Below are 14,091 nucleotides of genomic sequence, written 5' to 3'. Positions count from 1 at the left end.
GCCACCCCTCTGGGCCTCCAGAAAAAAATGGGTCCTTCCTAGCACTTTTGTAAAGCACGGGCATTGCGCGCCGCGTTCTGCGTCTAGCTATCAACTTTTGAAATTTGGGTAACAGGTAACACCTGAGGTAACACATGAACCAGTCAGATTTTGCCAAACTTCACAGCGTCAGCCGCAAGACGGTTACAACCTGGAAGGCCCGTGGTTGGCTGGTTCTGGACGGTGACGACATCGATGTTGACGCGTCTAATGCCAACATTGAGCGCTTTCGAAAAACTGTTACCCAGCCTGCTAAAAAAACAGCAGGTAACACGCAAGGTAACAAACAGGGTAACAAGACGGGTAACAGATCGTCAGGTAACAAGTCGGGTAACAAAAAAGATAAAGACTCTGCCGAACCAGCCGCCAAAGTTATCGAGCGAATGATCGCTGAAAACGGCGTGACGATGACACGCGATGAAGCATTGACGATGAAAGAAAACTTTCTCGCTCTGCTTACTCAACTGGAATACGACATCAAATCCGGGCAGGTACTTCCCTACAAAGACATGATCGAAGCAGTTGGCAAAGAGTATTCCCGCATGCGCACCCGTTTGATTGCGATTGCTCCTGAACATGGCCCCCGACTTCGGGTGCTGGCTTCAACCACCAACGACGCGGAGTTTGTACAGGCACTGCAAGAGGTGGTTTACGAGGCGATGGAGGAATTAAGCCTTGATGCAGATAACAACCGAGGAGAGAACTAACGCAGCCTGGCATAACTTCACGCAGGAGTTGCGCCAGCGCCGCTCCGATATTCGTCCTCCTGAGCCGCTCTCACTGAGCGAATGGGCAAATAAATACGCCGTTCTATCAAAAGAAACCAGCGCACAGACTGGCCGCTTTCGTTCATTTGCCTATCAAGATGGCATTATGGATGCCATCACTGATCCCTCTGTAACCCAAGTATCGGTGATGAAGTCTGCCCGTGTTGGGTATACCAAGATTCTTGACCACGTTGTGGGCTATTACCTGGCCCATGACCCTTCGCCGATCCTGATTGTTCAGCCTCGTGTTGAGGATGCTGAGGATTACAGTAAAACTGAAATCGCGCCCATGCTGCGTGATACGCCGGTTTTGGCGGAGATTTGTGGTGCTCCAAAAGCAAAAGATAGCAACCAAACCATTCTCAAAAAAACGTTTGTGAATGGAGCCAACTTAACGCTGGTGGGGGCTAATAGTCCCGGTGGATTCCGCCGTATTACCTGCCGGGTGATCCTGTTTGATGAGGTAGATGGTTATCCGTCTGGTGGTGCCGGTGTTGAGGGTGACCAGATAGCTCTGGGAATCAAGCGTTCGGAAACGTTCTGGAATCGCAAGATAGCGCTGGGTTCAACTCCAACGGTTAAAGGTACAAGCAGAATAGAAAAGGCGTTTGAAGAAAGTGATCAGCGTCGCTATTACGTTCCCTGCCCTCAGTGCGGTGAATATCAGGTACTTGAATGGGGTGGGCCTGATACTCCATATGGCATCAAGTGGGATAAGGATGAACATGGGGAAGGTATTCCTGACTCAGCTTATTACGTATGCCGCCACAATGGTTGTGTTATTCACCATAACGAAAAGGCTTCAATGGTTAAGCTCGGTGAATGGCGGGCAGCAAAACCATTCAAAGGACATGCTGGTTTTCATATCTGGGCGGGATATAGCCTGTTTCCAAATGCCGCATGGAAATACCTCGTAGCTGAATGGTTACGGGTTAAAAACGATCCGCTCATGCGGCAGACCTTCATTAACTTGGTGTTGGGGGAACCGTATGAAGACCGTGGTGAGAAAGCACTGAGTGAAAAACGGTTGCTGGAGCGATGTGAGGTTTATGCGGCTGAAGTCCCTGATGGAGTGGCCGTGCTGACCGCTGGCATTGATACCCAGGATGGTCGCTTTGAAATTGAGGTTACTGGCTGGGGCCGCAACGAGGAGAGCTGGTCCATTGCCTTTGACGTTATTGAAGGCGATCTGGAGACTGATGAGCCATGGCAGCGCCTTGATGTCTATCTCAAACAGATTTGGCGTCGTGCTGATGGCCGAGGATTCACGATCATGGCGGCTTGCATAGATTCAGGCGGGCATCATACCCAAAAGGTGTACGAGTTTGCTAAAGAGCGTCTTGGTCGCCGTATTTGGGCAATCAAGGGTGAGTCCGCACGCGGGGGTAAACGTTCGCCGGTTTGGCCAACTAAAAAGCCCACCTCTAGATCGAAATCCAGTTTCAAGCCAATCATCATTGGCGTGAATGCGGCAAAAGATACCGTTCGTGGACGTTTGCATATTGAGGCACCTGCTCCCGGCGAGTCGGCCGCCAGCTTTATGCATTTTCCTGCCGATCGTGACTTGAACTATTTCGGCCAGTTGCTGGCGGAGCGATCGGTGCTCAAAGTGTCAGGCGGCCAGCGTTATCGCGTTTGGGAGCAAATACCTGGGCGAGCTAACGAGGCATTGGACTGCCGGGTATACAGCTATGCGGCGTTATGTGGGTTGTTCTATCTCGGCTTTAAACTGAATAAGCTAGCAGACATTATCTCTGTCAATCCTGATCGCTTGTTGCCAGTACCACAGCAGCCGGAGGATAAGCCGAACCTTCGTCTACCAGGTGTAATTATTCAGGAGGCAACACAGCCTACCCACCGCAAACGTATCTCTCAATTATTACCGTGAGGACTTATGTCAACATTAACCGGGATACCGGCTGAGCGGCTTCGCATCATTCTTGGGGAAGCCCAGCAAGCAAAATTTGACCTCATGCTGGGTAAGCGAGGGATTTCATTCTCATATACACAGGGGGATGGCACTCGCTCAGTCACGTACCAACAGACCAATATAGATCAACTAAATGAGTTGATTACAGAAATTCAAACCGCGCTCGGTATTGGTCGCCGCCGCGCAGTGAGATTCAGGTGGTAGGTATGGGTGAAGTCAGAATATTAGGACTAAATGGACAGCCTCTGGCTCCGTCCCGGCCAAAAATATCAGCGCTTAATAGCTCAAGTGGAATTCCCTATGATGCTGCGGATATCAGCGGCGATCATATGGCTAACTGGCAACCGTCGTTGTGGTCCTCTGATAATGAGATCAACATCTATCGTGACCGCATTGTTTCCCGCGTTCGCGATATGGTTCGTAATGATGGGTGGGTCAGCGGCAGTGTTACGCGAATACTTGATAATGCAATGGGGGCGAACTTCCGGCCCATTATCAAACCTGATTACCGGGCATTAGCATTGATGACCGGAAATAATGCTTTTGATGCTACATGGGCTGATGAGTATGGCCGAGTGGTTGAGGCACATTGGCGTACCTGGTCAGGGGATTCCGGGCGTTATTGCGATGTGGAGCGCAAGCAGACGGTTTCACAGATGCTGCGGTTGGGATTTCGTCACAAACTGGTTGATGGTGATTCATTGCTGGTTATGCAGTATCGCACTGATCGACTGGGCAATGGTCGGGCGCAATACGCAACCACGGTTCAGGTTATCGACCCCGATCGACTGAGCAATCCTAATGGCGTTTTTGACATGCCAAACATTAGAGGTGGTGTAGAGATTGATGCTGATGGTGCTCCCATTGCTTACCACATCAGGGAAGCTCATATGGGGGACTGGTGGAGCGGTGCCAAAACAATGACGTGGCAGCGTGTACTACGTGAAACAGATTGGGGTCGCCCGATAGTCATTCATGATTTTGATCATGAGCGTGGTTCTCAGCATCGAGGCACAGGGATTTTAACCCCTGTTGTCCAGCGAATGAAAATGCTGATCAAGTACGATCAGACGGAACTTGAAGCAGCAATAATAAATGCGATTTTCGGCGCATTTATTGAATCACCCTACGATCGCGATATGGTTGAATCAGCCCTAGACACCGAACATACAGAACTTGGTGAGTATCAAAGTGGTCGAGTGGAGTTTCATAATGATCGCCGCCTATCGCTTCAAAATGGTGCTCGAATGCCCATTCTTTATCCGGGAGAAAAAATAGGAACAGTTACTGCTGAACGACCAAACAGTAATTTCAAAGAGTTTGAGTCAGCCGTATTGCGTAACTTTGCGGCTGCTACCGGGTTGTCTACTCAACAGGTAACCCAAGACTGGAGTGATGTTAACTACAGTTCCGCCCGGTCGGCGTTACTGGAGGCATGGAAAACACTCACCCGCCGCCGCACAGACTATGCGAACGGCACCGCCCAACCTGTTCTCTCCGCATTTATTGAGGAGTTGCATGATACACAAGACCTACCGCTTCCGGCTGGTGCTCCTGATTTTCTAGAAGCAAAAACCGCCTATTGCCGTGCGCAGTGGATGGGACCGGGTCGCGGATGGGTTGATCCTGTCGCAGAGAAAAAGGGGGCAATTCTGGGCATGGAAGCAGGGTTATCCACACTTGAAATCGAAGCTGCTGAAAACGTAGGGGAGGATTGGGAAGAATTACTCGATCAGCGACAGCGTGAGATTGCCGCATATAAAGAGCGCGGTTTACCGCTTCCAAGTTGGGCGCAGGCAGATGCCTTTGCTCCTGAGCCACAAAAACCGGAGGTACAGTGAAAGGCATAAACCTGCCGCACCTGGCACAGAGAATGTTCAACACGCCACTGGCTATACATCCGCGTAAAGCTGAAGTAGTTATGGCGGCGATGGCTGAACGTTTTGGTATTACACGTATACGTGCGATGCCGGATGATTTTTGGGGGGATGACGACGACTTCAATTCTGAAGCTGAAGATAAGGGGTATGAGGTTGTGGGGGGAGTGGCTGTTATTCCCATCCAGGGGACCCTAGTTCAGAAGTTGGGAACGTTGCGACCCTACAGTGGAATGACGGGGTACGACGGAATCCGGCAATCATTCCTGACAGCGCTTTATGATCCTGAGGTATCTGCTATTTGCCTTGATATTGATTCACCCGGTGGGGAGGTCGCCGGGTGCTTTGACTTGGTTGATGAGATTTATGGGGCCCGAGGGCAAAAGCCTATTCACTCTATTCTGAGCGAAAGTGCTTATTCAGCCGCCTATGCTCTCGCCAGTGCGGCAGACCGTATTACTGTACCGCGTACCGGTGGCGTTGGCTCAATTGGCGTAATCGTTATGCATGTTGATTGGTCACAACGTATTAAAGCTGATGGGTTTCAGGTCACCATAATTACTTACGGTGACAGGAAAGCAGAGACTAATCCCTATACACCGCTATCTGAGCAGGCCGCTAAAGCTATTCAGGATGAGGTTAACTCAGTTGGTCAGCTTTTTGTCAGCACCGTTGCTCGCAATAGAGGAATAACTGAGAAGGTTATACGCGATACACAAGCCGCATGCTTTATGGCTGCGGATGGCGTCGCTCTTGGGCTGGCGGATGAAATTATCACCCCTGACAGGGCATTTTTAAATTTGTTAAATAAAATAGGTAATTGAAATGGCTAAGCAGAAATTATTTAGTTTTGCTCACTTAATCGGGCGCGGTGCTTCTGCGTCGGAAGAGGATGAAAGTAAAAAGTCTAAGGCAAAAAAAGCAGAGGATGATGATAAGGAAAAAGATGATCCGGATGCCGATAATGGGGAGGCGGGCGACGATAAGGATAAGGACTCCAAGGCAAAAGGTTCTGATGATAATCCCGATGATCCAGACGCTGATGATGATCCAGACGCTGAAGAGGGTGATGATGATGGCGAAGATGATGACGACAATAAGGATGTTAAGAAGGGACGTCGTGCGGAACGCCAGCGTTGTGCTGCTATTTTTGGCAGTAAGCACGCGGCCAAAAATCAGGCTTTGGCAGCATCGCTGGCATTTAACACTGCAATGAGTTCTAAAGATGCAATTAACGTTATGGCTACCTCGGGTAGTGTAAGCGTTGCGTCGCCTCCTCGCCGTCAATCTCTTGATGAGCGCATGCGTGGAAATAGCCCACATATCGGGCCTGACGCCACGAATGCAGAAAAAGGCACTCCCCAGGCGCTGGCCGGAAGTATGACCAGTCTCTATAACAAGATGAAGGGTAAGAAATAATGGCCGGACAAAATCCTTTTGCACCTGGCATGACCAGCGATGTTTTTATTCCCGATCAGTTGGTCAGTGGGCCGTTACAGGTAGTGACTGAAAACGGCACTATCGGGCAGGCTGGTTTGCTAAAACGCGGTACTATCCTTGGGAAAATCACCGCATCAAAAATCTATGTGGCGTGTGTGAAAACTGCCAGTGATGGTAGTCAGTCGCCAGTAGCAATCTTGGTTGACGATATTGATACAACGGCAGGTGCCAAAAACGGTGGCGTGTATTTGATGGGTGAGTTTAATGCTGCGCGGGTGATTTATGACCCCAGTTGGACATCTGTCGATGATTTGCGCATTGCAATGCGCCCCCTGGCTATTTTCCTGCGTAACGCTACACCTGCCGCATAATTTCGGGCACTCCTTCTAAAATCATTTTTGCCCACTCTCCGGGTCGGGCTGCACTCGTCTAAATTCGAGGATATTCATGGATATTTACAGCACAAACGTGTTGGTTCAGGTCGTGCCTAATTTGCTGACCTCGCAAAACTGGCTCCTGGACCGTTTTTTCCCGAACGTTGTGGAATATACAACTGAAGAGGTTAGCATCGATGTCGATGTTGGCCGCCGTCGTATGGCCCCGTTCGTTTCTCCGCTGGTTCAGGGTAAGTTGGTTGAGAGTCGCCGCTTTCAGACCAATACCTTTAAGCCAGCATACATCAAAGACAAGCGCGCCCCAGACCTGCGCAAGCCTATTCGCCGTCAAATTGGAGAGCGTATTGGTGGTGAACTGACACCGGCAGAGCGTGAACAGCTGAACCTCATGTATGAAATGACCGATCAGATCGACATGATTAACCGCCGCTTGGAATGGATGGCTGCAAACGCACTGGTATCAGGGAAAATTACCGTTATCGGTGATGGCTTCCCAACTACCGTCATTGATTTTGGGCGCTCCAGCAGTCTGACGATCACGTTGAGTGGCGCTGATAAGTGGCCGCTGAGCGTAGCGGCAAATGCCACAAATAACGTGCCATCACAGGCCATTGAAAAATGGCAAACTCAGGTGCTGAAAGAGTCCGGTTCCGTTGTAACTGACTTGGTATTCACAAACAGTTCATGGACGGCATTCCGCCTGGATACATCAATCAAGGATAACGCGATCACGTTTCCTGCATTGAGTCCATTTGGTAATCAGGTCGATGCCGGGCCGCGTGTTGAGAAAGGGGCGGTTTATAAAGGCCGCTGGGGCCAGTTTGATTTGTGGCTGTACAACGACTGGTTTATTGACCCGCTCGACGAAATTGAAAAGCCGATGATCCCCGATGGTGCCGTTATTATGTCCGGCGCTGATTTAATGGGTACGCGGGCATTTGGGGCAATTATGGACCCGGCATTCAATTATGGCCCGATGGCATTCGCGCCAAAATCCTGGCTGGTGGAAGACCCTGCTCAACGCTTCCTGATGATGCAGTCTGCACCTTTGGTCATCCCAAGCCGGGTAAACGCCGCGCTGTGCGCGATGGTGGTCTGATATGGCAAAACTAACCAAAACTGTGCAAAACCAAACTGACTTGGGCGGCTTGCCTCCCGAGTTAATGGTTGATGGGCAAATAGCAGCGGTTGATTTGCCTAATGGGCCCGTGTTCGATAACGCTGGTGACGCTGGTGACGCTGGTGACGCTGGTGACGCTGGTGACGCTGGTGACGCTGGTGACGCTGGTGACGCTGGTGACGCTGGTGACGCTGGTGATCTGGACGGTCTGACCTCAGTCGTCGTGCTGAAAGGGAACCTTATTCGGCATAACGGGGTGGACTATGCAGAAAATGCAAGTTTTTCCCTTGATGGCAATGATGCTGAGCGCCTTATAACTCTGGGTGTTGTAGCTGATGTTGCCCAATTGCGTCAGCAAGCTGTAGCCAACGATGGACCAACAATCACTGTAGCCGATGGTGTTCAGGTAAACCGGGGGCCGTAATGGGCATCGATTGGGATAAACATCTGCTTGAACCATTGCAAAAGGTGTTCGGTGACTCTGTGGAGTATCGCCCCCACGGGGGGGGCACTCCTTACACCATCAGTGGTATCTTCGATCGTGCCTATACCCAGGATGTTGAACCTCTTGATGACGGTTCAACAATCAATACTACATCCCCTGTACTGGGTATTCGCGATATTGAAATGAAGTCTAAGCCTAAGCAGGGGGATAGGGTATTTATCAGCGTTGTTGGCGGAACGGTGGTTAATACATTGTTCACGGTATCCGACGTTCAGCCTGATAGCCACGGAGGCACGAAACTTATCCTGAATAGGGTTAAATCATGAATGCTGCCGGTATTAGGGACCTGGTTGTTTCAGCTCTGGTGGGTAAGACGGATGCAGCGGAACGTGTTTACTCGCCACGTACCTGGCCGACCACGGAAAGTATGTACCCTGTAATTCTGGTACAGACCCCGATCGACGTTAAAAACTCGCTGGGGCGTAATGTCCCTCAATTCAATACAGTGACAACCGTTCGCATTACTGGCCGTCTGCAAGAACTTGATGATGAAGCTGAGGATAACGGCGCTATTAAAGCAGAAATAGCGCTAGAGCGGCTACGTGAACAAATTGAGCGGGCCGTGATCAACAGTTATGAGTTGACCCGCAAAACTCAACAATATTTGCAGGTCCGTTCAACTATCGATGTTGATGCAAGCGGGGAAGGGCATACCGCGCAACTACTGATGGAGCTGGATATTGAATATTACCAAGGCCCCGAAGAGTTTTATGAAATCGAAGCAGAGCCTCTTAAAGGGATGGACGTAACGATTTCTATGCCTGACGGCACCCCTGAACCTCTCGTAAGAATCGACCTGGAGTAACCCTATGTTTGTGAAACCCGTACCGGGCCGCGTTGTGCGCGATCCGGTCAAGGGCACCTTTTTGCCTGAATCCGGCGAACTGGTCCCCAACAATATTTTTTGGAGTCGTCGCCTACATGATGGTGATGTCGAAATAGTGGCCCCTGAAGAAGCTGCGCCATTAAAGGCGGTGAAAGGGAAAAATAGCCAGGAGAGTGAGTAATGATTCCATTTAACCGCCTCCCTTCAAATCAACGTGCCCCGTTCTTCTATGCTGAGTTTGATAACTCGATGGCGAACCGGGCAACGGCAATTCAGAGAACGTTGTTGATCGGGCAAATGCTGACGTCTGCAACTCCGCCGTTTTCGCCGGGAATTCCTCAGCGGATGTCGTCTGACTCAGCTGTAGCTGGTACATGTGGCAGTGGCTCGATGTTGCATAACATGATGACGGCTTATCTCGCTAATGACACATCGGCAGAAATCTGGATTTTACCGCTGGTAGATGCTACGACAGGCATGACAGCCGCGAAAGGCGGGATTCAGGTGACATCCGGTGCTAGCGCAACCGGTGTGTTGTCATTGTATATTGCGGGGATGCGCGTTCAGTTGACAGTTGTCGAGTCAGACGCTCCAGCCGCTGTAACTGCTGCAATCGTTGCAGCGGTGAATGCACAGAGCCGTTTACCTGTAATTGCTACTGTAAAAGCCCCTGACTCTGTGGAGTTCACTGCAAAAAATAAGGGGGCGCATGGCAACATGATCGACATCCGCCTCAATTACCACGGGACAGCAGGCGGTGAGGAAACTCCTGCTGGGTTAGCATTGGTGATCACCCCGATGGCGAGTGGTGCAGGTGCGCCTGAGTTAATGGGGGCCTTGGGTAATTTGCAGGATCGGGAGTTTGATTTCATTGTAAACCCATACACCGATACCACTTCCTTGGATGCTCTTAAGGAGTTCCTATCAGATACGGTAGGCCGTTGGGCGTACAACCAGCAGATTTACGGTCACGCCTTCAGCGCCATATCTGGCACCTATGGGTCATTGGCGGCAGCGGGTGAGTTACGAAATAACCAGCATGAAACCCTGCTTGGCATTTCTGATTCACCTACACCGGCTTACTTGTGGGCGGCAGCGCATACTGGAGCCATTGCACCGAGCTTGCGTATCGACCCAGGCCGACCAACACAAACACTGACGATTAGCGGCGTATTGGCACCACCGCTGGAAAGCCGCCTGATGCTCACCGAGCGAAACAATCTGCTATTCAGCGGGATTTCCACCTTCAATGTGGCTGATGATGGTTCTGTGCAGGTTGAAAAAACGATTTCAACGTACCAGAAAAACAAGTTTGGCGATCCTGATGATAGCTACCTGAACATCGAAACGCTGTTTACTCTGATGTTCGTGACGCGATTCCTTCGGACGCAAATCACGTCTAAATTCGGCCGTATGAAGCTGGCGAATGATGGCACCCGGTTTGTACCAGGCTCCGCAATTGTTACGCCGAACGTTATCCGTGCTGAACTTATCGCGCAATATCGAACGCTGGAGAGGAATGGCTACGTGCAGGATGCTGCTGCATTTGCCAAGTCTTTACAGGTCGAGCGTAACAGCAGCAATACTAAGCGCATTGATGTGTTGTGGACTGGTACGCTGATCGACCAGTTGGAAATTTTCGCATTGCTCAATCAATGGCGTCGGGCAGAAACCGTAGCCTAAGGGGGATTCATGGGAGATACAAGCAATCGCCTGGCCGGTACTGCCTACGTGACCGTTGATGGCGTCACGGTAATGGTTGCAGGCCAGTTCAAGTACAGCGTTTCTAAAGTAGAGCGCACAACGTTAACCGGTATGGATTGGGTTCATGGGTATAAAGAAAAGCCCCGTGCACCGTTTATTGGCTACCAGGGTCGTGATAGTGGCGGAACCTCATTGGAGGGGTTGAACGATGCCACAAACGTTACGGTTGTAGTTGAGCTCGCAAACGGTAAGACGATTATTGGCGAAAACATGTGGTCTGTTAACACGCAAGATGTTGACAGTGAAGAAGCAACCTTCGATATGCGCTGGGAAGGCGGATCGGTCACGGAGTATTAATTATGTTGGAAGAAGCCAAAACTATCACGCTTAAGAAGCCCTTGGAAACGGCGGGGGGCAAGCTCGTATATTCAGAATTAGAACTGAAAGAGCCTGTACTTGTGCAGGCGGAGCAGTTTTACGAGCGCAGAGAGCAAAAGGGGGCGCTCAACGCCATGCGCCTGCTTATCAGCCTGGTTTCTGGCGTACCAGAAGGCCCGTTAGCCAACATGCATTTTACCGATTACAAGCGTTGTGAGGTGTACATGTTGGGTTTTTTGAGCTTCGATCCCTCGAAGGATGGCAGCAGTTAGCCGCTGAGGTAACGAAGTATTATGGATGGGGGCCACAGGATGCGTGGGCCCTGAGCCGTACCAGGTTGAATTTCTGGGCCGAGCAGGCACGCAGGATGAATAAGATAAAGGCAGGCAAAAATGGCTAACTCGTTTGACTTTGAACTGCATGCCGATGATCAAGTTTCGGCTGCTATTCAACGGATTGATGATGTCGTTAAACGGCTAAATCCATTATTGGAAACGACAACCGACAATCTGAAGCTTGGTGGCCAGGACTCTCTTGATGGTTTGGATTCATTGAGCGAACGCCTGTCACAAATATCAACCTTTGCGCGTGATAACGTCCAGTTTATCGGCGATATGGTGCCGCCGTTGAAAATGGTAGGCGAACTGGGGGGGAAGCTTGGCGGGGCACTAAAATTCGGTGCAGCAGGAGCGGCTGCGTACGGTATTGGTAAAGGGGTTGCCTACATGGCTGGCAGTTTGCAGGATGCCAGCCATAGCGCCTATGAGCTAGATGTAGCAGCGAAAAACGCAGGCATGCGGGTTGATGATTTCTCCCGTTTGTCTGGTGCTATGCAGATTTTGGGTATAAACGCCGAATCCGCCAATCAGTCAACCGAGGGATTGTTTTATACATTTAACGAGGCATTGCAGGGTAGAAACAATGGCACTCTTGCTGCGTTACAGCAAATAGGCGTACAGATTGTACAAAATAAAAATGGCACAGCAGACGTGGTGGCTACTATGGAACGCATGGCGCGAGTATTACCCACTCTCACATCAGAAAAACAAAAAACAGTTACTGATGCCATAGGGCTTGATGCAAATCATTTAGCGTTACTGCGTGAAGGGCTCAGGCTCAAGGAATTACTTTCTAAATCGGATAAATTCGGCTTAACTGTTGACCCAGATCTGAGCGGTGAATTAACAGCATTAAGTGGCACCTTTAATGAGTTGGGGGCAGCATATGAAGGGCTTAAAAAAAGGACAAAGAGTGGTATTTTTGAATGGTTGTTATCTGACGGTTCGGTTAAGGATGGCCTGGAGGGTATAACAGATGTACTCTCTAACGGATTGGACAGTATTTCTCTCGGCCACGCAATTGGTTTAAATAGAGGCAAGGAGTCTGAACAATTACGGTGGGGTTATAATAATCCTGAATTTTATAAAACGCTTGGTGAGTGGGATAAAATCGCCCTTGATTATGGCTATATGACTGACGGTTACCGTGATAAGTACCAAGCTTGGCAGCGACCAAACGAAGCAGTTAATCAGCTTCAGGCGGATATTTCAAATAGTGCAGAACCATTTTACGGTTCTGGCGTGTCTTATGAACAACAGAAAAATAATGCGAGGGGGTTGCGGAACAACAATCCAGGTAACGTTAGAGCTGCACCAAATGCTATAGGTTATGATGGTAGTTTCCCAATCTTTGCTTCAGCGAAAGATGGTAATGCTGCTATGGCTCGTCAACTGATGCTTTATGGTGATCGGGGCAATAACACTCTGAATGGCATAATCCATACCTATGCACCCTCCAATGAGAACGACACTCAGGCATATGTCAATGATGTTGCGAAACAAACAGGCTTTGATCCAAGAGCAAGACTTGACCTGAGCTCACCTGAGACTCTCAATAAATTAATGGCTGCAATGATTAAGCATGAAAATGGGTCCCAACCGTTCAGTAACGATGACCTTATGGGTTCTATTCATGATGCAGTGTTTGAGCCTCGATGGAGTGGAAAAAGAGATAAAAATACTTTAATTAATCAACGCGATGGATGGGAGTCATCACTTGCTGGGGATGGTAGTCCAACCCAAGATGCAGGGAAAGCATCAATACTCGCTCCAGTTAGTATTCAGCAAGAGGACCTAAGTAAGGTTTCAGAAGCCATGTCTAAGGCCATCAGTGAGAATAAATTCCAGCTTGAGGTTACCCTGATAAACAGCCAAACTGGTGAGCGACATAAGGTGCAAGCCGATGGTGGTGGCCGAGTTTCTTTACCGATGCAATATAATGGATAGAGGGTGCTATGGGTAGATTATTAAAGGTGTTATTTACTATTTCCTTTTTGCTATTTTCTCATGCGGGATTATCAGCTAATTTAGGGTGTAATTATAGTAATGATGAACACCCTTTTTTTTCGTTCCTCCAACAAAATGATAATAATGGTGAGTATCGTTCTAAAGTCGTTAATGCCTGTCTTGGTAACCGAGATGTGACTTCGTGGATTGCTGATAGTAAAACTGGGGTGGTGACATCTTCAATTAAGCCTAATAAAAATATGGAGTTCTTTTATGTAACAACATTCGACCCGCAAACTGATAAGAGCATGATTGTAGCAGTATATCTCTTGTCAAATGGTCAGCCGATGAAAAAAACGTTAATGGTGGGGAACAGGAATTACGAAAACCCCAAAGCGCTACTTCGGGAGATGTTGCTAGAGGGATTTGATGAATTACATAAGGTTTTATATTTTTCAGTGCCAGCATGGGCCACAAGTGACGCAATTCACTCGTTTTCTGTACCCGTAGATATGGATGCAAGACTTCTTCCTATAAAACCGATATTTGTGACAGATGGTAATTACAAATATATGAATGTCCTGGCAGATGAGTGCCGAGGATGTATTGCGGTGACAAAGATCAAACATGATGATGTTGGAGCATATTTCCCTGTGTTTATGATCGATTGGAAGGGTAATACAGTATGCCAACTGGATACGAGAACTGAAGAATTTGGCGATCTGAAGTGCCTCCCTGCTGGGGTTGATTTTAGGCCTAGATAAGACCGCTTTTCTTGCGAAAAAAATCGTTATTAAAACCCGCCACCTGAGCGGGTTTTTTTAT

The 14,091-nt window shown here is 49.2% G+C and carries 18 protein-coding genes; all 18 read left to right on the top strand.

All coding sequences use genetic code 11. The features are described from left to right. Positions 1 to 134 precede the first annotated feature (134 nt). Positions 135 to 746 carry an RNA polymerase subunit sigma-70 gene (locus KGP16_RS18345; RefSeq protein WP_223500147.1) on the top strand — a complete coding sequence of 204 codons (612 nt, stop codon included), beginning with the start codon at positions 135 to 137 and terminating at the stop codon, positions 744 to 746. Then, positions 718 to 2,694 (top strand): phage terminase large subunit family protein, encoded by a 1,977-nt coding sequence (locus KGP16_RS18340; RefSeq protein WP_223500146.1) that lies wholly within the window; start codon positions 718 to 720, stop codon positions 2,692 to 2,694. Before KGP16_RS18345 ends, KGP16_RS18340 begins: the two co-directional genes overlap by 29 nt. Before the next feature lie 6 nt (positions 2,695 to 2,700). Further along, complete coding sequence (locus KGP16_RS18335; protein ID WP_223500145.1) at positions 2,701 to 2,940, top strand: gpW family protein; 240 nt, start codon at positions 2,701 to 2,703, stop codon at positions 2,938 to 2,940. Positions 2,941 to 2,942: 2 nt separating this feature from the next. After that, complete coding sequence (locus KGP16_RS18330) at positions 2,943 to 4,577, top strand: phage portal protein (protein ID WP_223500144.1); 1,635 nt, start codon at positions 2,943 to 2,945, stop codon at positions 4,575 to 4,577. A gap of 5 nt (positions 4,578 to 4,582) precedes the next feature. Further along, positions 4,583 to 5,437, top strand: coding sequence for a S49 family peptidase (locus KGP16_RS18325; protein WP_223501548.1), 855 nt, complete (start codon positions 4,583 to 4,585; stop codon positions 5,435 to 5,437). Between the two features lies 1 nt (position 5,438). Then, on the top strand, positions 5,439 to 6,032 hold the full coding sequence (locus KGP16_RS18320) for a hypothetical protein (protein WP_223500143.1): 594 nt from the start codon (positions 5,439 to 5,441) through the stop codon (positions 6,030 to 6,032). Continuing rightward, positions 6,032 to 6,424 (top strand): head decoration protein, encoded by a 393-nt coding sequence (locus KGP16_RS18315; protein ID WP_211136565.1) that lies wholly within the window; start codon positions 6,032 to 6,034, stop codon positions 6,422 to 6,424. The genes KGP16_RS18320 and KGP16_RS18315 overlap by 1 nt, the downstream gene beginning before the upstream one ends. A gap of 76 nt (positions 6,425 to 6,500) precedes the next feature. Further along, a complete protein-coding gene (locus KGP16_RS18310; protein ID WP_223500141.1) occupies positions 6,501 to 7,547 on the top strand; it encodes a major capsid protein in 1,047 nt (348 codons plus the stop codon). Between the two features lie 101 nt (positions 7,548 to 7,648). After that, positions 7,649 to 7,780 carry a hypothetical protein gene (locus KGP16_RS27600; protein WP_256461124.1) on the top strand — a complete coding sequence of 44 codons (132 nt, stop codon included), beginning with the start codon at positions 7,649 to 7,651 and terminating at the stop codon, positions 7,778 to 7,780. A 44-nt stretch (positions 7,781 to 7,824) separates the two neighbouring features. After that, positions 7,825 to 7,992 (top strand): hypothetical protein, encoded by a 168-nt coding sequence (locus tag KGP16_RS18305; protein WP_223500139.1) that lies wholly within the window; start codon positions 7,825 to 7,827, stop codon positions 7,990 to 7,992. After that, positions 7,992 to 8,339 carry a hypothetical protein gene (locus KGP16_RS18300; protein ID WP_223500138.1) on the top strand — a complete coding sequence of 116 codons (348 nt, stop codon included), beginning with the start codon at positions 7,992 to 7,994 and terminating at the stop codon, positions 8,337 to 8,339. Before KGP16_RS18305 ends, KGP16_RS18300 begins: the two co-directional genes overlap by 1 nt. Continuing rightward, positions 8,336 to 8,878 carry an ATP-binding protein gene (locus KGP16_RS18295; RefSeq protein ID WP_223500137.1) on the top strand — a complete coding sequence of 181 codons (543 nt, stop codon included), beginning with the start codon at positions 8,336 to 8,338 and terminating at the stop codon, positions 8,876 to 8,878. The genes KGP16_RS18300 and KGP16_RS18295 overlap by 4 nt, the downstream gene beginning before the upstream one ends. A 4-nt stretch (positions 8,879 to 8,882) precedes the next feature. Continuing rightward, positions 8,883 to 9,080, top strand: a complete 198-nt coding sequence (locus KGP16_RS18290; protein WP_223500136.1) for a DUF2635 domain-containing protein — start codon at positions 8,883 to 8,885, stop codon at positions 9,078 to 9,080. Then, complete coding sequence (locus KGP16_RS18285) at positions 9,080 to 10,582, top strand: phage tail sheath subtilisin-like domain-containing protein (protein ID WP_223500135.1); 1,503 nt, start codon at positions 9,080 to 9,082, stop codon at positions 10,580 to 10,582. Before KGP16_RS18290 ends, KGP16_RS18285 begins: the two co-directional genes overlap by 1 nt. Before the next feature lie 9 nt (positions 10,583 to 10,591). Continuing rightward, a complete protein-coding gene (locus KGP16_RS18280) occupies positions 10,592 to 10,960 on the top strand; it encodes a phage tail tube protein (RefSeq protein WP_223500134.1) in 369 nt (122 codons plus the stop codon). A 2-nt stretch (positions 10,961 to 10,962) separates the two neighbouring features. Further along, positions 10,963 to 11,253, top strand: a complete 291-nt coding sequence (locus tag KGP16_RS18275) for a phage tail assembly protein (RefSeq protein WP_223500133.1) — start codon at positions 10,963 to 10,965, stop codon at positions 11,251 to 11,253. A gap of 120 nt (positions 11,254 to 11,373) precedes the next feature. After that, entirely contained in the window at positions 11,374 to 13,266 is a 1,893-nt protein-coding gene (locus KGP16_RS18270; protein ID WP_223500132.1) for a hypothetical protein, read from the top strand. 8 nt (positions 13,267 to 13,274) lie between these two features. After that, positions 13,275 to 14,030: a hypothetical protein gene (locus KGP16_RS18265; RefSeq protein ID WP_223500131.1), complete on the top strand. Its 756-nt coding sequence runs from the start codon at positions 13,275 to 13,277 to the stop codon at positions 14,028 to 14,030. The last annotated feature ends 61 nt before the right edge of the window (positions 14,031 to 14,091 follow it).

The sequence above is a fragment of the Serratia sp. JSRIV006 genome (genome assembly GCF_019968685.1).
GTDB classification, from domain to species: Bacteria; Pseudomonadota; Gammaproteobacteria; order Enterobacterales; family Enterobacteriaceae; genus Chania; species Chania fonticola_B.
The sequence above is the reverse complement of the archived record's forward strand: the minus strand, read 5'-3'. Positions and strand labels throughout refer to the sequence as shown.